Source organism: Oleiphilus sp. HI0132, from assembly GCF_001635845.1.
In genome coordinates this window covers 1-21130 of sequence record NZ_LWGJ01001437.1, presented here as the reverse complement: position 1 = coordinate 21130, position 21130 = coordinate 1, and the positions used below count along the sequence as shown (strand labels likewise).

The following is a 21130-nucleotide window of genomic DNA, read 5'->3' as shown; positions in this document are numbered from 1 at the left end:
AGTTTGGCCAACTGTGCGGCATCAGAATCTGGATCATTCGATAAAGCTAAAACCTGGTTTGCCACATCCGGCAGCATCGGCACTTCGATTTTGTTATCGCTTAGATTATCAATATATTTCGCAATAGCTTGCGCTTTTGGGCTTAAATCTGAAATCGGGCTGCTCACACAACTACTCCACTGATTATTGTTTTTATTTAGTGTAGACCAGCGTTGGTGGGATAGCAGGGATATTGGGAAATAACGAAGGATGTAACAGCTTTGTGTAATTAGTGAACAATTGCAATAGCTGAGCCTAATTCCTTGAGATTATAACTAGCTCGCCTATTATACGCGCTCATTCAAACAACCGTTTCAATTCCAGGAGCTCTATGAAGAAGTTTAGTATCTTGTCGTTGCTACTTTCTTTGCCCATTATTCTACCCTTCAGCTTGGCTTTATCTTTTTCAGCCTATGCGGATATTTCCCGTTCAGCCTTTATTGAACAACTCGACTCCGCCAATTGCACACAAGTCCCTCCCGAAATATACCTGGATACCCAAAAAGCTCATTTCGATTTCGCCAACGCTCTAAGTCTCTCCTGGATTTCACTTACGACGCTAGGAGAGAATTCTATTTCCGCTGAAGAGTTTGAACAACAATGGCAGCTACGCAACTTAGAGATCATCGACAACCCAGAGACCAACCTGCGTATATTGCTTGCTGATTATAAAGATACAATGCTCATTACCTATAGATACACGGATAGTAACAAGGAGTGGCTTTACAATTCCGATGGGACTTCAGACGATTTTGAACATAGCTTTACACTAGGTGAAAAAACGCATCACGGCTTCTCTCAAGTATTAAGCTCAGAGTGGGCATCGCTATTGGCAAGCGTTAGAGCACGAAAGGGTCAAAGCAACAAACTATGGGTATTTGGCCATAGCTTAGCCGGCGCACTGGCGCAACTAAGTGCAGCAGGCTTCGAGCAAGAAGGTATTCACGTTGATCAGGTCTACCTGTCAGGCTCGCCCAAAGTTGGTAGCCCTAAGTGGGTTGAAAAAGCTCAAGTTCTTCTCGCTAACCGAGTGCATAGAGTGGTGTATGAACAAGACCTTATTGCCCGCTTACCGGTAAATCAACAGGCACTGAACGAGTTTAAGTCGATATCCAGCATTGCTCCAGACTTTATCGCGAATTCGATGAACGAAGCAAACAGCCTGATGAACTTCGATACCCTAGGTAGGCAGATCTCACTCGACCACTATGCTAACTATGTTGAGTGGAACGAAAGTGACTCTGTTTCATTGGAACAAATATACTGGTTGAACCTAGCAGATGATCTTTCAATTGCTAAACATGCTTCCTTAAGCCCACTTGATCAGATAAATAATATGACAAGTGTCATTTCAGCTAATACAGAAGACCATTCACAACTAAAAGATGATGGCTACTTCTGTGCAATGATAGCCGCGCTGGAAAATGAACACTAAAGTGACTCGGCTCAAGCCAAAGTGCTTTGAATACACATTTGCGGCGATCTTCTACTAAACTAATAAGGATATAATTAGTTTTGGAGCCTATTTCTTGATTGCAAATCGTGAACAGCTTGTAGAGTCACTTGAAAAAAGTAAAAGCTATCAACACCAGCATCTTGGGCAGATATTACTGCAAACCGGCATTATCACGTCAAAACAGTTAAGCACCGCCCTGCATAAACAAATTGCTGAGGGCAAGAAAGAAATGCTAGGGCATATATTGCAGCGCTTGGGCTACGCTAGCGACCACCAGGTTCGCAATGCACTTTCCTGCTGTCTGGAGATACCTTTTATTCAGCTCGCCGGGTTTGACGTTGATGAACATGCGTTGCAACTAGTTCCTGCCGAGTTTGCCAGAGCACATGCTGTTATTCCCCTCATGGCTCACAAAGATCGCTTAGTCGTGGCGATGGAAGACCCGTCTGATAACGAAACCATCAACCTACTGCATTTTTTATCTGAACAAGTCATCGAGCCGGTATTGAGTACCGCAAGTGATATAGAGTACGCAATTTCTCAATATTATGGCTCAACCGATATTGATGATGTTCTAAAGGATATGCCCAGCACCAGCTTGAGCAATAGCTGGGAAGCTCAACAAGCTATAAAGCTCGCATCAGATAAACCAACCGTTAAGCTAATACATAATTTGATCGCCGATGCGGTAACCCGCAGAGCATCAGACATACATATCAGGCCCAAAGAAAAAAGCGTTGATATTCTCTACCGTATTGATGGCAGTCTGCTAAAAATACGCAACTTTGATATTAAAATGTTGCCTGCCGCTGTTGCCCGTATCAAGATTATCTCAGGAATGAATATCGCTGAGCATCGTTTGCCTCAAGATGGTCGGACCAAAATCACTAGCAAAGATAAATCGATTGATTTGCGCGTATCGATCATGCCGACTATTCATGGAGAAAGCGTAGTAATCCGTCTCCTCGATACTTCGACCAGTATCAATAATATCGATGCCATAGGATTCAATGAAAAAGACTCGGAACTGTTTACCCAACTCGTTAACAAAAGCAGTGGCCTGATTTTAGTGACCGGCCCTACTGGCTCCGGAAAAAGCACCACACTTTATGCGGCACTCGAATCCATCAAACAACGTGAAATCAATATCATCACCGTTGAAGATCCGGTTGAATTCCATATCGATGATATTCTGCAAATCCAGGTCAACAATGCCATAGATTATAGCTTTGCACGTGCACTCAAAAATATTCTTCGCCACGACCCAGACGCCATTATGATCGGTGAAATACGAGATGAAGAAACAGCTAAAATGGCAGTAGAAAGCTCACTTACAGGGCATTTGGTGTTATCAACCTTACATACCAACAGTGCCGCTTCGACCATTACCCGTCTACTTGAAATCGGCGTACAAGCCTATCTCCTAAATGCAACGCTACTAGCGGTACTGGCTCAAAGACTTGTTAAACGGAATTGTCCTCACTGCCTGGAAGAAGAGCAGGTATCCCCTATTGTACGGAAAGCTTTGGGTCTGAGTGAGGATGAAGTATTCTATCAGGGCGCTGGTTGTGATAACTGCCATATGACAGGCCATAAAGGCCGTGTTGCAGTATATGAACTGTTGACACTATCACCCGATATTCGAGACATGATCAAGCCAAAAGTAAGTGCGACAGATATCGAAAAAGCCGCAATCGAAAATGGCATGACGCCTCTTACTGATCATGCACTGCATATTGCCCGACAACAGCAAACCTCATTGTCAGAAGTGTATCGGGTAAGACTGGGATAACCTCAAACCTTACTCAGACGCCTCATCCAAAGACAACTTGCTCAAGACAATGACTGCTTGTGTACGGTTACTCACGCCTAATTTTTTAAATATCGCCGTAATGTGCGCCTTCACAGTTGCTTCAGTCACACCTATTTCATATCCAATTTGCTTGTTCAGCCAGCCTTCCCTCAGGAAGCAAAGTACTTTGTACTGTTGAGGGGTCAATGAAGCAATCTTGGTAGCCAGGTCCATCTCTTCTTCATCGATTCGCCTTAGGCGGCTGCGCACTTCTTCAGGCACCCACTTCTCACCCTCAGTCACGCACTGCAATGCTTCATAGATAGTTTTTGGCGACGCTGATTTAGGAATATAAGCGCTTGCACCATGACCAATTGAGCGACTTATCGTCTCGGCATCTTCACGAGCAGACACGACAGCAACCGGAATTGAAGGAAATTTCTCACGTACTGTCACCAAGCCAAATAGGTCTTGGCTGCCGGGCATATGCAGATCAAGTAGTAAAAGGTCTAGCTCCGGGTCTTCAGCAATGGCTGCCAGAGTCGTCTCCAGGTCAGACGATTCAGTGATCGTAACGTTTTCAAAGTGGGCGTTAATAATTTCTAACAAGGCACTGCGAAAAAGTGGATGATCATCTGCGATATGAAAATGGTACATAAGTTCTCCGAACAGGATTGAATGTCTGTTCAATGTTTATTATTAGAATACGTTCCTTGGAGAACAGCATAGCCTGACTGGTCATAATTTTCGAGGGGTAGATAATGCCTTTCATCTCCCCTCGAGCAACCCTATAGTTATGAGTCAGTGCGGTTCAAACGACCCTCGATCAGCACATCAACTACTGAAGGGTCGTTCAGCGTTGAGGTATCCCCCAAGTTGCCAAAGTCATCTGCAGCAATTTTGCGAAGGATCCTGCGCATGATCTTGCCAGATCGCGTCTTGGGTAAGGCATCGACCCACTGAATCAGCTCAGGAGTCGCAACGGGCCCCATTTCGACTCTCACATGTTGCTTCAGTAACTCCGTTGCATTGGCTGCAAGTTCAACTCCATCCATCGGCGTCACGTAAACATAGATAGCTTCACCTTTGATATCATGTGGATAACCAACAACAGCTGCTTCCGCCACATCAGGATGAGACACCAAAGCACTCTCTAATTCAGCGGTTCCTAAGCGATGACCTGAAACATTCAAGACATCATCAACACGCCCGGTAATCCAGAAATAGCCATCAGCATCTCGCTTGGCACCGTCGCCTGTAAAGTACATATTGTCATGAGTTGAAAAATAGGTTTCGATAAACCGTGCGTGATCATTCCAGATGGTACGAGCCTGCCCCGGCCAGGAGTCCATAATAACCAAATGACCACTCGTTTCACCTTGGAGAATATCACTATTGGTATCTACCAACTCTGCTTGTATACCAAATAGTGGATGACAGGCAGACCCCGGTTTAGATTCTGTTGCATAGGGTAAAGGCGTCATCATCTGACCACCCGTTTCAGTTTGCCACCATGTATCAACAACCGGACATTTGCTATGGCCATACTCAGTATAATACCAACGCCATACCTCCGGGTTAATCGGCTCCCCTACGGTACCAAGAATTCTCAGTGAATCACGTTTACTAGACCCAGTCGCTTCGTCCGCTTTAGCCATTAAGGTACGAATAGCCGTCGGCGCTGTATAGAAAACTGTCACCTTGTGCTGATCAATTACTTCACCAAAGCGCCCCATACTCGGATAATTGGGAACGCCTTCATACATGAGCGTTGTGGCACCATTCGCCAAGGGTCCATAAACGATGTAACTATGGCCGGTAATCCAGCCAACATCTGCCGAGCACCAGAACACATCACCTTCTTTATGGTCGAATGTGTAGTAGTAGGTCGACGTCACATAAGTCAAATATCCACCACTGGAATGCTGTAAACCTTTTGGTTTACCGGTAGAACCAGAGGTATAAAGAATGAACAATGGATCTTCAGCATTTACCGGAACGGCTGTATGCTTGTCAGCTTGCTCAGCCACCAAGCGACGATAGTCAACGTCCCAGTTATGACGAGTTGAACCTGTGTTATGGGTTGTTTCAACAACCAGTACATTTTTGACAGTATTACGTTTGGATATCTCCAGCGCGTCGTCCACACTTGACTTAAGCGGGATAGATTTCCCACCACGCACACCCTCTGTCGCCGTAATCACGACTTTTGCCTCACAATCATCCAGGCGATCTGCTAAAGCTGTTGCCGAAAAACCACCAAATACCACTGAATGAATGGCACCAATACGAGCACACGCCAGCATCGCATACGATGCCTCGGGAATCATAGGCATATACAGTACGACACGGTCACCTTTACCTACTCCCATAGATTCCAGGCCATTAGCCAACTGACACACCTCTCGATGTAAGTCTCGATAGGTAATTGTCTTGCTGTGGCCCGGTTCATCGGCTTCCCAAATTATGGCTGCCTGGTCTGCTCGCGTTTCTAAATGCCTGTCTACACAGTTGTAACAAACATTCAGCTCTCCATCTTCATACCATGAAATATGTAAGTCATCTTTTGCAAATGAGACATCTTTGACTTTGGTGAAGGGTTTATCCCAATACAAGCGCTCAGCTTCTTTTCGCCAGTAGTCTTCATTCTTCTCTATCGACATTTGATACAGGCTCTGATAGCCAACTTTATCGATGTTTGGCACAAAATCACTGGTTGAATTAGAGGTAGTGTAGTTATTCTGGGCAGCTAAGCTCATGACAGGCTCCTTGAAGTCTATGTTACCGAGTAAGTAGATATAACTCTTATTGTCAACATATTCTGGCCGCCGCCAATTAGACCTTGGTCGAGCACTAGACTATGGTCTAAAGCTCTCTGGACAATAAACTAAAGAAATAGCACAACCGACTTCAGTGTTTGTTTCATCAATTGAACAAACAACCCAGACTAGTGATAATGTTCACCCATCAAATGACACTCGCAATAAACTCATACCACAGCTCTCAATTCCACGGTATTTTCGCTCTCATATAAGCATTAGTCTACTTTAGAAAGAATCTTCTTTCTCCGCCTGGTCAAATAGCTTTTGAAGTTCAGAATGATAGGCACCTTGAGAGGAATAATCACTTTCAGGACCTCGCTAAGAAAATATAAAAGCCGTATTTTCCGATACCAGAACAAGCGTGATATCTTCTTTGCGGTGAAGTCGTATCCATATTGGAATACCGGCGCAAACTGTTCGTGGTTACCAAACCGACTATATTTAGCCAAGTCAAATGACAAGACCAAATCAGCCCTCTTCAACTGCTCCTTGGTACGCTGATCAATTGCGATATCGATAGCATTCCCCATTATAGCGACCATATCTTTAGGTTCTTGATAGCGACTCACGCCATTCAAATCAACAGCGATAGTAATACCCGCACCCATCTGTTCAAGTGCTGAAACGGGTACGTTTTCAGTGATACCCCCATCAACCAACGACCTACCTTCAATTTCTACCGGCACAAAAATCCCTGGCACTGCCGCTGACGCACACACCGCATCGGCCAAGTTCCCTGATCTTAATATGACCTTCTCACCGGTATGAATATCGGTAGTACAAATCGCCAAAGGAATACGAGCATCCTGTATATCCACATTACCGATATCTTGCAAAATCATCTCGTGAATGGTTTTGGTGGTGAAGATACCTTTGCGTTGAATCGACAAACCGACCATCGAGCTGAAACTCATATCCTCGCCCACTTTCTTGATCTCGTCTATCGACTTACCGAAGGCATAGTAGCTCGCGACTAAAGCCCCAATACTGGTGCCGGAAATATAATCGATCTCTACATTTCGCTCTTCCAGTACCTGCAGCACGCCAATGTGAGCAATACCCTTTGCTGCGCCGCCGCCCAACGCAAGCCCGATACTCTGATTAAAAGGGTTCCATTTCATAAATTAAGTTTCTTATATTTGACCTGAGGCAATTCTAACCAGAGCGAGTTTCATTTACTATGATGTTTATCAGCTTACTAACAAGAATCGATATCCATGTGCACAACCTGCGGCTGCTCTACTCCCTCTCACTCTCATCAACATGAGCATGAGCACGACACTGACTCTAGGCTGATTGAGGTCGAACAAGACCTGCTTGCCAAGAATGATAGCTATGCGGAAAAGAATAGAGCCCTGCTTGCCTCAAATAAAGTGCTCGCTTTAAACTTGGTTTCAAGTCCAGGCTCCGGGAAAACATCCCTACTCACCGCTACGATCGAGCCCCTTAAGGGAAACAAAAGAGTCTGTGTTATTGAAGGCGACCAGCAAACAGATAATGACGCGCAGAGAATCATCGACAGCGGTGCCAAGGCAATTCAAATCAATACTGGAAAAGGCTGCCACCTCGATGCTCATGCGGTTGGACATGCCATGAAAAAGCTTGAGCTGGCAGAGCACGATATTCTTTTTATCGAAAACGTCGGCAACCTCGTTTGCCCCGCTGCTTTCGACTTAGGAGAACATAGCAAGGTCGTGGTCTTATCGGTCACGGAAGGCGAAGATAAACCGCTTAAATACCCTGACATGTTTAAAGCTTCTTCACTTATGCTAATCAATAAGTCTGACCTCCTTCCTTATGTCGATTTTGATGTCGATAAAAGCATCGAATATGCGCGTCGTATCAACCCGGATATTAAGTTTATCGTTCTATCCGCCAAAACAGGCGACGGGATGGAAGAGTGGTTAAGCTGGCTCAATCAACATGCACCAACAAGATAGTGACTCGGCAAGTATTCGCCTGAAAGTAAGCGGGCGAGTACAAGGCCTTGGCTTTCGGCCTTTTGTTTATCGGCTCGCTCACTCGCTTTCACTGACGGGCTCAGTCCGAAATTCCTCCTCGGGCCTTGAAATTGTATTAACCGGGGAACAAGCCCACCTTGATGAATTCCGTAATCAGCTTCTAGCAACAAAGCCCTCTGCGGCTCAGGTGGAGAGTATTGAGCTTGAGCGTATTAGCCCTCAAATCTCAGCCACTAGCTTTTCAATCATAGAGTCAGAAACTGATTCCAATAGCCTATCATTATCGACAAATGCACCAGAAGTATCCCCTGACCTGGCACTGTGTTCCTCTTGTCTAGATGAACTATTTGACACAAATAACCGTCGTTACCTTCACCCTTTTATAAGCTGCACTCAATGTGGACCACGCTACAGCATTATTGCCGATCTGCCCTACGACCGAGACAACACCAGTATGGCAAAGTTCGACATGTGTAGTACCTGTCAGCACGAATATTCCACTCCCTCAAATGCCAAACGCTTCCACTCGCAAACCAATGCCTGCAATGACTGTGGACCACAATTAGCGCTAGTCGATAAGAAAGGTATTCGTTTGCCTCTAGAACAGAATCAGGCACTAATCGATTTTTGCGCCGAACAATTAAAGCAAGGCGCTATTATTGCTATAAAAAGCATCGGTGGTTTCCACTTAATTTGCGATGCCAAAAATTCTGAGAGTATTAAGCGGCTAAGAAAAGTTAAGCAACGCCCTGATAAACCCTTTGCCCTCATGGCCTTGAATACGCCTTCACTTGAGCCCATAGTCGAGCTAGACAGAGCAAGCCTTCACGAGCTGAATTCTTCTCACGCACCGATTGTACTTCTGCCTAAGAAAAGAAGTTTAAAGCCTGACTCTAAGCAAGAAGAGGAAGATTGGCTCGCACCGAACCTAAGTGACTTGGGCTGCATGTTGCCTTATACCCCGCTTCATTATCTAATTTTTCATGCCCTGCTTGGCAGGCCAAAAGGAATAAATTGGCTTGAAGAAGCACAAAACTATCAACTACTCGTGACCAGCGCCAACCTTCCTGATGAACCCATAGTTTATGACAACGACAAGTGTATCGAGCGACTTGCCTCCTTAGCTGACTACGCTTTGCTAAACAACCGGGATATTGTCGCGCCTTCAGATGATTCAGTAATCCAAGCAGGTGAGCCCAAAGCACTAATCAGACGCTCTCGTGGGCTAGTTCCCGCCTCGATAGCTTTGGCAGATCGGCAAGCACACACTCTTGCGTGCGGGGCCCATTTAAAGAATACCTTTTGCTTAACTCAAGGCTATAAAGCCTATATATCGCCCTATCATGGCGAGTTAGACAAGCCAGAAAACTACCTGCGTTTCCAGACTAACATCGCGCATTATCAACACCTTTTTGGCAATAGGATTGATCAATACTGCGCAGACCTTCACCCAGATTATGTAAGTACTCACTTCGCTGAAAAGAACTCGCAGAAAAGCAACTCGCCCCTAATAAAAGTTCAACACCATCACGCTCACCTGACATCCTTACTCGCAGAACAAACAGGCCAAGCAAAACTACCCGCGCTTGCTTTAATACTCGATGGAAATGGCCTGGGAGACGATAATCAAGCCTGGGGTGGTGAGCTATTCTATGTAGACTCGAAGCAGATAGAACGTATCGGACACCTTGAGAAAATAGCGATTCCTGGTGGCGATATCGCCACACGGGAAATCTGGCGAACTGGTGCAAATCTATTGGCAAAAACAAGTAGGGAACAGGCATTCGAAGCTTACGCAGATAGCCTCAAGAATGAGCTCACTAGTCATTTCATTCTGAATGGAACGCACCATTTTACGAGCAGTGCAGGCAGGTGGTTCGATGCAGCCGCCTCAATAATCGGCGTTCGCCAAGAGTGTACTTATGAAGGGCAAGCCGCTGCAGAGTTGGAGTCTTTGGCTCGATCAGCCTCCAGGGACCACGTTCAATCTCTTGTCAAAATCGATGAGAAAAACCAACTCTTACTTAGCCCGCTTCTTCCTTATTTAAGCGCTATGGAGAATAAACCTCAGGCTGCATACTTGTTCCATCGCGAGTTAGTCGATGGTCTCGTTCGTTGGTTAGAGAAATCAAGCAAACAGCGCCAGACTAAAGCGGTCTATTGCTCAGGAGGTTGCTTCCAAAATCGGCTTCTCAGAGAATCGCTTAACGAACACTTAACTTCACAGGGATTTAAGGTATATTTCCCTATCAAGCTGCCCGCCAACGACGGTGGCATCGCTCTGGGTCAAGCTTACTTGAGCCATTGGTAAAATAACTAAGGACTCTCAGCACCATGTGCCTTGCACTTCCGGTAAAAATTGAAACACTTCTCGATGATGAACAAGCGATCGTTGAGCTAAGCGGTGTGAAGACCAAGATTTCGACGGCACTAGTCGAAGATGTCCATGTCGGCGATTATGTTATTTTACATGTTGGTTATGCTCTCAATAAGCTGGATGAAGAAGAGGCCAAACGAACACTAGCGCTCTTTGCACAAGGAGAGGCTGATGAGCGCTAAAACAAAAGCCTCACCAGAGCTAAAGTATATCAGCGAGTTTCGACAAGGCTCACTCGCCAAGAAGCTCTGCCAAAACATTGCCAATGAAGTACAGAGTGATAAACGCTATCGCTTGATGGAATTTTGTGGTGGTCACACGCATACCATTTTTCGCTATGGTATCCCTGACTTACTTCCTGAAAATATCGACTTGCTCCATGGGCCCGGCTGCCCTGTTTGTGTCCTGCCCATTAGCGCGATCGATAATGCTATCTCGCTCGCACTGCAGCCAAATACGATTCTCTGCTCTTATGGTGATATGTTGCGCGTACCCGGCAGCAAAACAATGAGCTTGTTAAAAGCACGCGCCCAAGGAGCTGATGTGCGCATGCTCTACTCGCCGCTCGAAGCACTAACACTGGCTCAAGATAACCCTGGCAAGGATATCGTATTCTTTGCTGTTGGCTTCGAAACGACAACGCCTCCTACAGTTGCTATGCTCGACGCCGCTGTCAAAGCCAATATTAAAAACCTATTTATCTACTGCAACCACGTACTGACACCTCCGGCAATCACCGGTATTCTAGAGCCAGCTAAACAAGCTGGAACTAGAGTACTTGATGGTTTAATTGGCCCAGGCCACGTAAGCGTTATCACTGGTGAACGCCCTTATCTTGAACTTGCCAAACATTACCAGACAGCCATTACCATTTCCGGCTTTGAACCCTTGGACATCCTTCAGTCTATTTTAATGCTTGTTCGCCAAATTAACCGAAACACCTGCCAGGTTGAAAACCAATATACGCGCGCAGTAAGCTTTGAGGGAAACCAGAAAGCACAGGCACTGACCAAGAAGTACCTAGACCTTCGACAGAGTTTCGAATGGCGAGGCCTCGGAGAAATGCCTGACAGCGCTTTAAAGCTGCGAGAGGAATATCAACAATTTGATGCCGAGTATATCTATAAGGATACGTTCGCAAAAAACGGCAATGACATCGCATCTGACAACAAAGCCTGTGAATGCCCTGCCGTTTTGACGGGGCAAAAAAAACCCTACGAATGCAAACTATTTAACAAGCCCTGCACCCCTGAAAACCCGCTTGGCTCATGCATGGTATCATCTGAAGGCGCGTGCGCAGCTTACTATCGCTATCAACCCAACACCCAGTAGACAGAGCCCCGCCAATGACTAACAAAACCTCAAGCACACTGGATTTCAAGGATGGGTTCATCGAGATGGCTCATGGAAGTGGTGGCCGAGCGTCAGCCACATTAATTGATGAACTCTTTTTGCCAGCTTTCGATAATAGCTACCTACAAGAAAAGTCTGATCAAGCAACACTTTCACTACCACAGTCTCGCATTACCATGGCCACCGACAGCCATGTCATCTCCCCTTTATTTTTCCCTGGCGGGAATATCGGTAGTTTAGCGGTGCACGGCACAGTCAATGACGTCTGCATGTCAGGTGCCCAGCCCCTCTACCTAAGTGTTGGCTTTATTCTAGAAGAAGGCTTCCCGCTTTCTGAACTAAAACGCATTGTCGACTCTATGGCTGAGGCAGCCCAAGAGGCTGGGGTTAAAATCGTTACCGGTGATACGAAAGTGGTAGAGCAAGGCCATGGTGACGGTGTTTACATCAACACCACAGGAATAGGCGCATTGCCTGAAGACATCAACTTATCACCTGTGAATATAAAGGCTGGTGACAAAGTCATTATCAGCGGAACCCTGGGAGATCACGGCACCTGCATTATGTCTCAAAGGCAAGGTATGAACTTTTCATCCGCTCTAAAGTCTGATTCACAAGCGCTGAATGATCTGGTTGAAAGCATGCTGGAAGCTGCCCCCGCTATTCGCTGTATGCGCGACCCAACCCGAGGTGGACTCGCTGCGGTTTTACACGAACTATGCCAAGGCAGAGCTTTAGGTATTAGCCTGGAAGAGGCAAACATTCCTATTAAACCTGAAGTCGCCGCAACGGCTGAACTACTAGGCTTAGATCCACTGCATATTGCCAACGAAGGTAAACTTGTTGCAATCTGCCCAGCTGAGCAGACGAAACAACTGCTGCAAGTGATGAAACAACACCCTAAAGGTCGAGATGCTGAAATCATTGGCGAACTAATCAAAGATGAAAACGAGCTGATTCAACTCACTACAAACTTTGGCGGTAAACGCCTGATTGAGTGGCGTTACGCTGACCAATTACCGAGAATTTGCTAGGTAACAGTTCACAACTCAAAAAAGATCTTGTTAATCAAATGTTACACATCGCAAAACTTTTGCTACAGACCCAAGGCATCACCTGTCATATGATTACATCATCGAAGTACGGAACAGCGATTCAGGCCCACGGTTTCGGAAACAGATTTCATGATTTTCTTTGACCCGACTCTTTAGTCGGGTTTTTTATTGGCTGCGATTTATTGCTTTGATGGTTATGTGTGACAAAGTAGTGCCAAAAGCTGACGTTTCTATATCAATAGAGTGCGCCGTGCGCACCAGCGGAGTTTGATCGTCTCCTCCGTAGGCATAGGATCCACCTCTCGCTTGATCAACCTCGTGCTAGCCCTCATGCGAGCCGTGGAAGGCTCTGCCTACAGGCCTGGGGGAATTGGTTTGGCCACCCCTATTTATGTTTGTTTGAGCCACGGAGTTCAGAGGTGCGCATGGCGCACCCTATTAGAGTTGTCAGAGTCTTAAATGCAGACTTTAACGTAGCTCAAGAAGTTCACTTCTTTCTTCTTTAACAAATGCTTTTTAATGAATAACCATAAGGCTCTAACTTGCTTAAGTCGTAGTATCTTGAGAAAACATCCTCTCCAGCTCTTGGCAACCATCTAACTCGCTAAGCAAATAAGACTTCTCTCGCCGGGCCACGTCTAGCCAATGTTCACCTTTAACAGCACCAACTAAAGCGTACAGAAAATTTAGGCTGACTTTATCATTCGAGGCTTTAAGCTTGAGAAATGCTTCAATGGGACCAATCCGATTTAACTCTTCTACAGAACAGACGCCAACAGCAAGCAAGTCCGCTTCGCTTTTTGGACCCAAGCCTTTTAGATCTCTTAAACGCATCATAAACCTACAAACTAAATCGTAGTTTTTGTTTGATCTCTTGCGCCGTGCGCTCAGGCTGTTCTTGCATAAAACAGTGCCCACCCGGCATTTCAATAAAATCGTAATTCAAATTTGCTTCGTGAACTTTTGCTTTAGAGCGTTTCACAAAGGGGTAAGTCCGATCACCATAGAGCATGGTCATCGGTGCTTCAATGCGGCGAATCGCTGGCCATAGTCCCTTAGCATAAGCAGAGAAGATAGATGCTTCAATACGAGGCGGGCATTTCAAGCGCATTGAGCCATCGTCACTTTCAATCAATGCATGGTCAATATAAGACTTAAGACACTCATCTTTCCAGCCCTTAAAAGTACCTCGTTGGTATAAGTAATCCCAAACGGCCTGGAAGTTTTCCCAAGACTCTGTTCGAGCCTTGGCTTGTCGAACGAGGGGCATCCGCTTTGACAAACCAAGCGTCTTTAGGCTTGTCGCGGTTCGCGCCATCACTGGAGGCATATAGACAGGGTCCATTAGGATTCCCATATCGAATAATTTCGGCTGCCTAGACATAATCAGTGTCGACATGATGGCACCATAGCTATGCCCCATCGCGATGCGTGGCACCTTGCCCCACATACCTTCAAAATTCGACCATACCTCTGCAAAATACTTGGCACTTCGATTCCAACCTGGGTATTTTCCACCAGCATCACTGTCGCCATGCCCCTGACCATCACTGATAAACAAGTCATAATCAGCTTGAAAGTGCGATAAAAGATTTTCAAAAGTCAGGCCACAGAAGCCATTACCATGAATAAAGTGGATCATAGGCTTACCGCTAGGCTCGGTGTAATGGCCTCTTAAAGTCATGCCTGAACCGGTTTGGTATTCCCAGGGAATCAAACCTGAAATCACACTCTGCTTTCCACTTCTGCTTAAGGTATCTGTCATCAAAACTCTCTTACCGGTCTATCTCGCTTGATAATTCAGGCAGCTCATTAAAACTAACATTCGGGTAGTGACTGTCACGCACTTCGTGAATAAAGCGCAGCGTGACGAAAGCATCAAACCAGATATGAAAAGCGCGTTGAAAGCTTATCGAATCACGTTTTTGGGAAAGATGTTTAAATTGCTTCTCTATCTTCAAATTACAGAGCGCTTGAATCACTGCTGCACTATCGACATCACTCATTGTATCTTTAATCGCTTCAAACAGAAGCTCAGCAGACGAGAAGGACTGTCCTGAATTTGAAATGATACTTAGAAGTTTTTTTAACAGTTTGAAGCACTGTGGATGATAGAAAGTATAAACCTTGTCAGGTTTTTCCATGCGGCTAATTTTTAGCAGCGCAGGTCCGGTGCCAAAGGGAACACGGTGACTAGGACGCCCGGAAATTTCTATCGTGGGAGCTTCCAAGGAATGAATACGCCCAACTTTCGCGAGCTTATTCAATAAATAGAAGTCTTCACCTGCTGAACGTTTCGGGAACCCCCTCACCAGCGCATAAGCGATAGGGCTAACAGCTATCAATGACCCGATTGTGTGGAAGGCATAAGGTGAACCAGCCTGCTGGAGTTGATCAACATAATAACGCAAGGAGTGATCATACAAGCTCATCGCTGTTTCATACCCGAGCTCAGCAATATGTTTGAAGGGGTAAATCGCAGCGGCAGCGCTTGAGTCATCCACTGAGATATTAAAATAGCTCTCAGGTAAACTCACATCCGCATCACTTGAATGCAGCCAATCGGCTAGTTTCCCGGTACTCAAATATTGTTGCTGCACGAGCTTTAGGCCGAGATCCATACCGAGTTTTCTGGCAAGCCCAACTCCCTGCTTTGGTGACAACAGGCGCTCCGCGTGACAATAGCTCATACAATATAGGGTCAGCGTGGAGGAAATATTAGCTCGAAATAGCTCAGACTCTTGCCTAGCCTGCGTTTGCTTTACCAGACTTTCAAGCGCCTCTCGTGTTCGCTGCTGCGCAGCAGCAACTTCAGGCTCATCAACATCCGGTGCATTGAAAACGAAAATCAAAACAGCCGAATGAGCGCTAACTTTATCGATAATCTTTAAGAGTTGAGTGATGGGCTCATCATAAACAGGAATAACCAGCACAGCGTCGAAAGGTCTTTCCAGGGAGCGTTGCAGAGCTTGGATATCAGGCTCTGCATAGGTATCCAGGTATTTGGAAACGGCTGAACTGTCGTACTTCATTGACAATAACTAGTTAGACCAGTCTTTATCAATAATACGCTTAAGCTTGAGCAAGGTAGCCTGGCGTTCATCTGTGCTATAAGACTGAGCAGGCAATTTACCCCAAATTGGCGCTGGCCATGTCGGGTCACCTTCAAAACGCACAACATGATGAATATGTAGCTGTTTTACAACGTTCCCCAAGGCGGCAATATTAAGCTTATCACCCGAGAATAGCTGCATTAGGTTTTGCCCAAGATACATCGACTCAAGATCTAACTGCTGACGTTGCTCATCACTTAAGTGATACAACTCCGTTGCATCACCCACGCGAGGAACAAGAATAAGCCATGGATACTGAACATCATTCATCAATAAGACTTCGCACAATGGCCAAGACGCTATGTGAATCGTATCGTTTTCCAGGCGTGAGTCGAGTTTGAAGTCTGCCATTAAGCGCCTGCACTCTCAGCTTTTTGTTTCTGCCACTTAGCTTCCCAATCCAAAGCAGACTTAACGATCACACCTAAGTCATCATGATCTGGCTCCCAGCCTAGTACTGCTTTGATTTTGGCATTATTTGCCATCAGCGCATCAGGATCACCTGCTCTGCGGTCGACATTTTCAACCGGAAAGTCTTGCCCTGACTTTTCCTTAACCGTATCGATTACTTCACTGACCGTAAAGCCACGGCCATAACCACAGTTTAGGATTTGCGATTCACCGCCTTTCGCCATGTAATCGAGCGCCATAACATGCGCTTTAGCCAAATCATCAACATGGATGTAATCGCGGATACAGGTACCATCACGTGTTTCATAATCCGTACCAAAGATCACCATACCATCGCGCTCACCTGTTACACATTCACAAGCGACCTTGATCAGATGAGTCGCTTCGGGGGTTGCCTGCCCCAAACGGCTGGTAATGTCAGCACCGGCAACGTTAAAGTAACGCAAAATCACATGATTCAAATCGCTGGCTGCCGACAGGTCACGAATCATTTGCTCGCTCATCATTTTCGATGCGCCGTAAGGGTTGATTGGCGCTAGTGGCATATCTTCGCTAATTACTTTCTCTTCCGGCATACCATAAACAGCCGCCGTTGACGAAAATACCATGTAAGGCGTTTTATACTTTTCAATAATAGTCAGTAAATTCAGGGTATTACGAGTATTGTTACTGTAGTACTTAAGTGGATTTACGACTGACTCGGGCACCACAATGTTCGCGGCAAAATGTAAGACTGCTTCAAACTTGTGCTTGGCAAAAACCTGATCAAGTTTTTCAACATCAGCAATATCACCAACAACAAGCTCACCATAGGTCACCGCCCACTCATAGCCGGTCGATAAGTTATCGTAAACCACTATGTCATGGCCTGATTCACCCAACTGTTTTACAACATGGCTACCAATATAGCCCGCACCACCCGTTACAAGTACTTTCATTCTTTCTACTTTCCTTTGTTTCTGAATTTATCTATCCAACAGCCTAGCTTGATTATTATAAAAGATTGATATGAAAAAAATATTATTGTGAAGCATTCTGCCGGATCTGTTTTTTCTGTTGGCGGCGAAACGCGAAGAAGTCCCGTATTATCTGACTACATTGTTCCGCCAATATTCCTTCAGCATAGACTATTTCGGTATTCATGGAAGGGTGACTCAATAAGTTATTCTGACTCACTACCGCACCCGCTTTAGGCTCACGAGCGCCAAACACCAAACGATCAATTCGAGCATGAACCAGCATTCCAATACACATCGTGCAAGGCTCTATGGTGACATAAAGTGTCGTACCAGGCAGGCGATAATTTCTTTCGTGTTCTGCTGCTGCCCGAATAGCTCTCACTTCAGCGTGGGCACTCGGGTCACAGCTAGCGATGGGGCGGTTCCAGGCCTCACCTAAAACCTCTTCACCTCTAACCAAGACAGCTCCAACTGGCACTTCACCTTCAGCGCCCGCTTTTTCTGCAAGGTTCAAGGCGCGTCGCATCCAACGCTCATCAATTATGCGTTGCTCCTTACCAGAGTTTTTTGATGCGACCTTATCTTTCGTCATTTCTTACTAATTATTCCCACTCAATCGTCGCTGGCGGCTTAGAGCTGACATCGTATGCGACACGCGAAATATGCTCGATCTCGTTAATAATTCGATTCGATACCGTCTCTAGTAATTCATAAGGCAAGTGCGCCCAACGAGCGGTCATGAAGTCAATTGTTTCAACGGCACGTAACGAAACAACCCATTCATAACGACGACCATCCCCTACAACACCCACCGACTTAACCGGCAAGAAGACAACAAATGCCTGTGATGTTTTGTGATACCAGTCTGCCTTATGAAGTTCTTCCAGGAAGATAGCGTCGGCTTCGCGCAAAACTTCTGCATATTCTTTCTTCACTTCCCCCAAAATACGAACACCTAGGCCAGGCCCTGGGAAGGGGTGGCGATACACCATGTCGTAAGGCAGACCTAGCTCTAAGCCCATCTTACGAACTTCGTCTTTGAATAGCTCGCGTAAAGGTTCAACTAAGTCCATCTTCATATCGTCTGGTAAGCCACCTACGTTGTGGTGAGACTTAATAACATGCGCCTTACCCGTTTTCGCTGCAGCAGATTCGATGACATCCGGGTAAATAGTACCCTGGGCCAAGAAGTCAACGTCTTGAATCTTGGTTGCTTCTTCATCGAAGACTTCAATAAAGGTATTACCAATGATTTTTCGCTTTTTCTCGGGATCAGAAACACCTTCTAACTTACCCAAGAATAAGTCTTCAGCATCAGCACGAATGACTTTGACGCCCATGTTTTCGGCGAACATCTCCATCACCATGTCGCCTTCGTTCTTACGTAACAAGCCGTTATCGACAAAAACACAGGTTAACTGATCACCAATGGCTTTATGCAATAGCGCCGCAACCACTGAAGAATCAACACCTCCAGATAGACCTAGCAAGACCTTCTTATCACCCACTTGGGCACGAACTCGTTCAATCTGATCTTCAATAATCTTTGCTGGCGTCCAAAGTGATTCACAACCACAAATATCTTTTACAAAGTGACTTAAAATACGCTCACCCTGCAGGGTATGCGTTACTTCAGGGTGGAACTGGATACCAAAGAAATTCTTCTCTGCACAGTACATACCAGCAATAGGGCAAGATTCAGTTGAGGCCATCAACTCAAAACCTTCAGGCATCGCAGTAACTTTATCACCGTGGCTCATCCATACATCTAATAAGCGGTTTGCACCTTCAATGTGATCTGCAATATCTTTGAACAAAGCACTATCACCTTCAGATTTAATCTGGGCATAACCAAACTCTCGTACATCAGAGCTTTCAACCTTGCCGCCTAATTGTTCGGCCATAGTCTGCATGCCATAACAGATCCCTAAAACCGGCACACCCAAGCTATAAACAACTTCTGGTGCACGTGGAGAACCAGGCTCAGGCACAGACTCAGGCCCCCCCGCTAAGACAATACCCGTCGGCTTGTATTCACGGATCTCGGCTTCGTCCATATCCCAGGCACGAATCTCTGAGAAAACGCCCAGTTCACGCACTCGACGTGCGATTAACTGAGTGTACTGTGAACCAAAATCTAAAATTAGAATACGCTGTGCGTGAATATCTTGACGGTCTGTCATGGGATTAAATCAACCTCTTAGAAAGACAAAACGGGGCTCTACTAGAAGATGCCCCGCATAATATAAATAAAACTTAAAAAGTACTTAAAGCCTAGCCAACACGATAGTTAGGTGCTTCCTTGGTGATGGTCACATCGTGAACGTGGCTTTCTTTCATGCCCGCTGCGGTAATCTTGGTAAACTGCGGTACCGTGCGCATCGTTTCAATATCGCCACTACCTGTGTAGCCCATGCTAGAACGAAGCCCACCCATTAACTGGTGAATGATTGCAGTCATCGGCCCCTTACACGCTACACGACCTTCAATACCTTCAGGTACTAACTTGTCGACGCCAGATTTAATGTCCTGGAAGTAGCGATCACTAGAGCCTTGAGACTGGCCCATTGCTCCTAAAGAACCCATTCCCCGATAAGCCTTATAGCTTCGACCTTGGAATAATTCGATTTCACCAGGGGCTTCATCAGTACCGGCTAGCAAACTACCGATCATAATACTGTTTGCGCCAGCTACAATCGCTTTTGCAATATCACCAGAGAAACGGATACCACCATCAGCGATAACAGGCACATCAAGCTCTTTCAAAGCTGCACTAACATTAGCCACCGCAGAAACCTGAGGAACACCAATACCAGCCACAATTCGTGTCGTACAAATTGAGCCCGGGCCAATTCCGACTTTAACCGCATCTGCACCTGCTTCAGCCAATGCTATCGCCGCTTCAGCTGTTGCGATGTTACCACCAACCACTTGCACCTGCGGGTAGTTTTCTTTTACCCAGCGAACACGGTCAATAACGCCTTTAGAGTGTCCGTGTGCCGTATCGACAACAATCACGTCAACACCTGCCTGCACCAATGCATCAACGCGCTCTTCAGTGCCAGCACCCGTACCCACAGCAGCACCAACTCTGAGCTGTCCTGCTTCATCTTTACAAGCATTTGGATAGTCTTGCGACTTTTGGATATCTTTAACCGTTACAAGGCCGGTTAGTTCGAAACTATCGTTAACCACTAATACTTTTTCGATTCTGTGCTTATGCAGCAACTCGCGAATTTCGTCTGAAGTAGCGCCTTCTTTTACGGTCACCAGCTTATCTTTAGGTGTCATGATACTTGAGACTTTAGTATCCAAACTGCCTTCAAAGCGGATGTCACGGCCAGTGACAATACCGACCAAGTCTTTACCGTCAACAACCGGTAAACCTGAAATTTTGTTAGCTGCCGTCAGCTCTAACACTTCTCGTACCGTCATATTTGAAGCAACGGTAATAGGGTCTTTCACTACACCACTTTCAAATTTCTTAACAGCACGAACGGTTGCCGCCTGCTGCTCAGCGGTCATGTTTTTGTGAATGATACCAATGCCACCTTCCTGCGCCATGGCAATTGCCAAAGGAGCTTCAGTCACCGTATCCATCGCGGCAGATACCAGAGGAACATTCAAGGTGATGCCTTTCGTCAGGCGAGTTTTAAGAGAAACTTCGTTAGGAAGAACTTCGGAATAACCAGGAATCAAGAGAACGTCATCAAACGTCAGTGCGTCATGTGCGATCCGCAACATATGGGCCAACCTTTATGTCCAGATAAAACGCGGAATTATAATGCTTGA

At 45.9% G+C, this 21130-nt stretch carries 18 protein-coding genes; 7 read left to right on the top strand and 11 right to left on the bottom strand.

What is annotated here, in order from left to right; all coding sequences use genetic code 11:
- The first annotated feature begins 370 nt into the window (after positions 1-370).
- Both A3766_RS22005 and A3766_RS22000 read left to right on the top strand, forming a co-directional pair.
- Complete coding sequence (locus tag A3766_RS22005) at positions 371-1474, top strand: lipase family protein (protein WP_068511852.1); 1104 nt, start codon at positions 371-373, stop codon at positions 1472-1474.
- Between the two features lie 94 nt (positions 1475-1568).
- On the top strand, positions 1569-3287 hold the full coding sequence (locus A3766_RS22000) for a GspE/PulE family protein (RefSeq protein WP_082865379.1): 1719 nt from the start codon (positions 1569-1571) through the stop codon (positions 3285-3287).
- Positions 3288-3296: 9 nt separating this feature from the next.
- Here A3766_RS22000 and A3766_RS21995 read toward each other — a convergent pair whose 3' ends face one another.
- The 3 genes from A3766_RS21995 to A3766_RS21985 all read right to left on the bottom strand — a co-directional run bounded on the left by A3766_RS21995 (position 3297) and on the right by A3766_RS21985 (position 7230).
- The gene (locus A3766_RS21995; protein ID WP_068511850.1) at positions 3297-3944 is read right to left on the bottom strand and encodes a response regulator transcription factor; all 648 of its coding nucleotides are present in this window, start codon (positions 3942-3944) and stop codon (positions 3297-3299) included.
- Positions 3945-4081: 137 nt separating this feature from the next.
- Positions 4082-6046 carry an acetate--CoA ligase gene (gene acs, locus A3766_RS21990; protein WP_068554348.1) on the bottom strand — a complete coding sequence of 655 codons (1965 nt, stop codon included), beginning with the start codon at positions 6044-6046 and terminating at the stop codon, positions 4082-4084.
- Positions 6047-6324: 278 nt separating this feature from the next.
- A complete protein-coding gene (locus tag A3766_RS21985; protein ID WP_068511847.1) occupies positions 6325-7230 on the bottom strand; it encodes a patatin-like phospholipase family protein in 906 nt (301 codons plus the stop codon).
- A gap of 96 nt (positions 7231-7326) precedes the next feature.
- Here A3766_RS21985 and hypB point away from each other — a divergent pair, with 96 nt between their 5' ends.
- The 5 genes from hypB to hypE are packed head-to-tail and all read left to right on the top strand — an operon-like array spanning position 7327 to position 12834.
- Complete coding sequence (gene hypB / locus A3766_RS21980; protein ID WP_068554351.1) at positions 7327-8049, top strand: hydrogenase nickel incorporation protein HypB; 723 nt, start codon at positions 7327-7329, stop codon at positions 8047-8049.
- Entirely contained in the window at positions 8033-10381 is a 2349-nt protein-coding gene (gene hypF, locus A3766_RS21975) for a carbamoyltransferase HypF (RefSeq protein WP_068554355.1), read from the top strand. Before hypB ends, hypF begins: the two co-directional genes overlap by 17 nt.
- Before the next feature lie 23 nt (positions 10382-10404).
- Entirely contained in the window at positions 10405-10629 is a 225-nt protein-coding gene (locus A3766_RS21970; protein ID WP_068554170.1) for a HypC/HybG/HupF family hydrogenase formation chaperone, read from the top strand.
- Entirely contained in the window at positions 10619-11779 is a 1161-nt protein-coding gene (hypD, locus tag A3766_RS21965; protein ID WP_068511833.1) for a hydrogenase formation protein HypD, read from the top strand. Before A3766_RS21970 ends, hypD begins: the two co-directional genes overlap by 11 nt.
- 14 nt (positions 11780-11793) lie before the next feature.
- Positions 11794-12834, top strand: a complete 1041-nt coding sequence (gene hypE / locus A3766_RS21960; protein WP_068554356.1) for a hydrogenase expression/formation protein HypE — start codon at positions 11794-11796, stop codon at positions 12832-12834.
- Positions 12835-13401: 567 nt separating this feature from the next.
- Here the strand turns inward: hypE and A3766_RS21955 are convergent.
- The 8 genes from A3766_RS21955 to guaB form a co-directional block, all read right to left on the bottom strand.
- The gene (locus A3766_RS21955; protein WP_082865380.1) at positions 13402-13692 is read right to left on the bottom strand and encodes a TfoX/Sxy family protein; all 291 of its coding nucleotides are present in this window, start codon (positions 13690-13692) and stop codon (positions 13402-13404) included.
- 4 nt (positions 13693-13696) lie between these two features.
- Entirely contained in the window at positions 13697-14620 is a 924-nt protein-coding gene (locus tag A3766_RS21950; protein WP_068511827.1) for an alpha/beta fold hydrolase, read from the bottom strand.
- A gap of 10 nt (positions 14621-14630) precedes the next feature.
- A complete protein-coding gene (locus A3766_RS21945; protein ID WP_068511824.1) occupies positions 14631-15887 on the bottom strand; it encodes a hypothetical protein in 1257 nt (418 codons plus the stop codon).
- A gap of 9 nt (positions 15888-15896) precedes the next feature.
- Positions 15897-16319 carry an HIT domain-containing protein gene (locus A3766_RS21940; RefSeq protein WP_068511823.1) on the bottom strand — a complete coding sequence of 141 codons (423 nt, stop codon included), beginning with the start codon at positions 16317-16319 and terminating at the stop codon, positions 15897-15899.
- Positions 16319-17317, bottom strand: a complete 999-nt coding sequence (galE, locus tag A3766_RS21935) for a UDP-glucose 4-epimerase GalE (RefSeq protein WP_068554357.1) — start codon at positions 17315-17317, stop codon at positions 16319-16321. The genes A3766_RS21940 and galE overlap by 1 nt, the downstream gene beginning before the upstream one ends.
- A gap of 82 nt (positions 17318-17399) precedes the next feature.
- The gene (gene tadA / locus A3766_RS21930) at positions 17400-17930 is read right to left on the bottom strand and encodes a tRNA adenosine(34) deaminase TadA (protein ID WP_068511818.1); all 531 of its coding nucleotides are present in this window, start codon (positions 17928-17930) and stop codon (positions 17400-17402) included.
- Between the two features lie 10 nt (positions 17931-17940).
- A complete protein-coding gene (gene guaA, locus A3766_RS21925) occupies positions 17941-19521 on the bottom strand; it encodes a glutamine-hydrolyzing GMP synthase (protein WP_068511815.1) in 1581 nt (526 codons plus the stop codon).
- 91 nt (positions 19522-19612) lie between these two features.
- Positions 19613-21082 (bottom strand): IMP dehydrogenase, encoded by a 1470-nt coding sequence (guaB, locus tag A3766_RS21920; RefSeq protein ID WP_068511812.1) that lies wholly within the window; start codon positions 21080-21082, stop codon positions 19613-19615.
- Between the last annotated feature and the right edge of the window lie 48 nt (positions 21083-21130).

Bases quoted from the DNA above. Each gene is read 5' to 3' on its own strand.
- A3766_RS22005 (WP_068511852.1), top strand. From the start codon at position 371: ATGAAGAAGTTTAGTATCTTGTCGTTGCTACTTTCTTTGCCCATTATT.
- A3766_RS21995 (WP_068511850.1), bottom strand. From the start codon at position 3,944: ATGTACCATTTTCATATCGCAGATGATCATCCACTTTTTCGCAGTGCC.
- acs (WP_068554348.1), bottom strand. From the start codon at position 6,046: ATGAGCTTAGCTGCCCAGAATAACTACACTACCTCTAATTCAACCAGT.
- A3766_RS21985 (WP_068511847.1), bottom strand. From the start codon at position 7,230: ATGAAATGGAACCCTTTTAATCAGAGTATCGGGCTTGCGTTGGGCGGC.
- hypB (WP_068554351.1), top strand. From the start codon at position 7,327: ATGTGCACAACCTGCGGCTGCTCTACTCCCTCTCACTCTCATCAACAT.
- hypF (WP_068554355.1), top strand. From the start codon at position 8,033: ATGCACCAACAAGATAGTGACTCGGCAAGTATTCGCCTGAAAGTAAGC.
- A3766_RS21970 (WP_068554170.1), top strand. From the start codon at position 10,405: ATGTGCCTTGCACTTCCGGTAAAAATTGAAACACTTCTCGATGATGAA.
- hypD (WP_068511833.1), top strand. From the start codon at position 10,619: ATGAGCGCTAAAACAAAAGCCTCACCAGAGCTAAAGTATATCAGCGAG.
- hypE (WP_068554356.1), top strand. From the start codon at position 11,794: ATGACTAACAAAACCTCAAGCACACTGGATTTCAAGGATGGGTTCATC.
- A3766_RS21955 (WP_082865380.1), bottom strand. From the start codon at position 13,692: ATGATGCGTTTAAGAGATCTAAAAGGCTTGGGTCCAAAAAGCGAAGCG.
- A3766_RS21950 (WP_068511827.1), bottom strand. From the start codon at position 14,620: ATGACAGATACCTTAAGCAGAAGTGGAAAGCAGAGTGTGATTTCAGGT.
- A3766_RS21945 (WP_068511824.1), bottom strand. From the start codon at position 15,887: ATGAAGTACGACAGTTCAGCCGTTTCCAAATACCTGGATACCTATGCA.
- A3766_RS21940 (WP_068511823.1), bottom strand. From the start codon at position 16,319: ATGGCAGACTTCAAACTCGACTCACGCCTGGAAAACGATACGATTCAC.
- galE (WP_068554357.1), bottom strand. From the start codon at position 17,317: ATGAAAGTACTTGTAACGGGTGGTGCGGGCTATATTGGTAGCCATGTT.
- tadA (WP_068511818.1), bottom strand. From the start codon at position 17,930: ATGACGAAAGATAAGGTCGCATCAAAAAACTCTGGTAAGGAGCAACGC.
- guaA (WP_068511815.1), bottom strand. From the start codon at position 19,521: ATGACAGACCGTCAAGATATTCACGCACAGCGTATTCTAATTTTAGAT.
- guaB (WP_068511812.1), bottom strand. From the start codon at position 21,082: ATGTTGCGGATCGCACATGACGCACTGACGTTTGATGACGTTCTCTTG.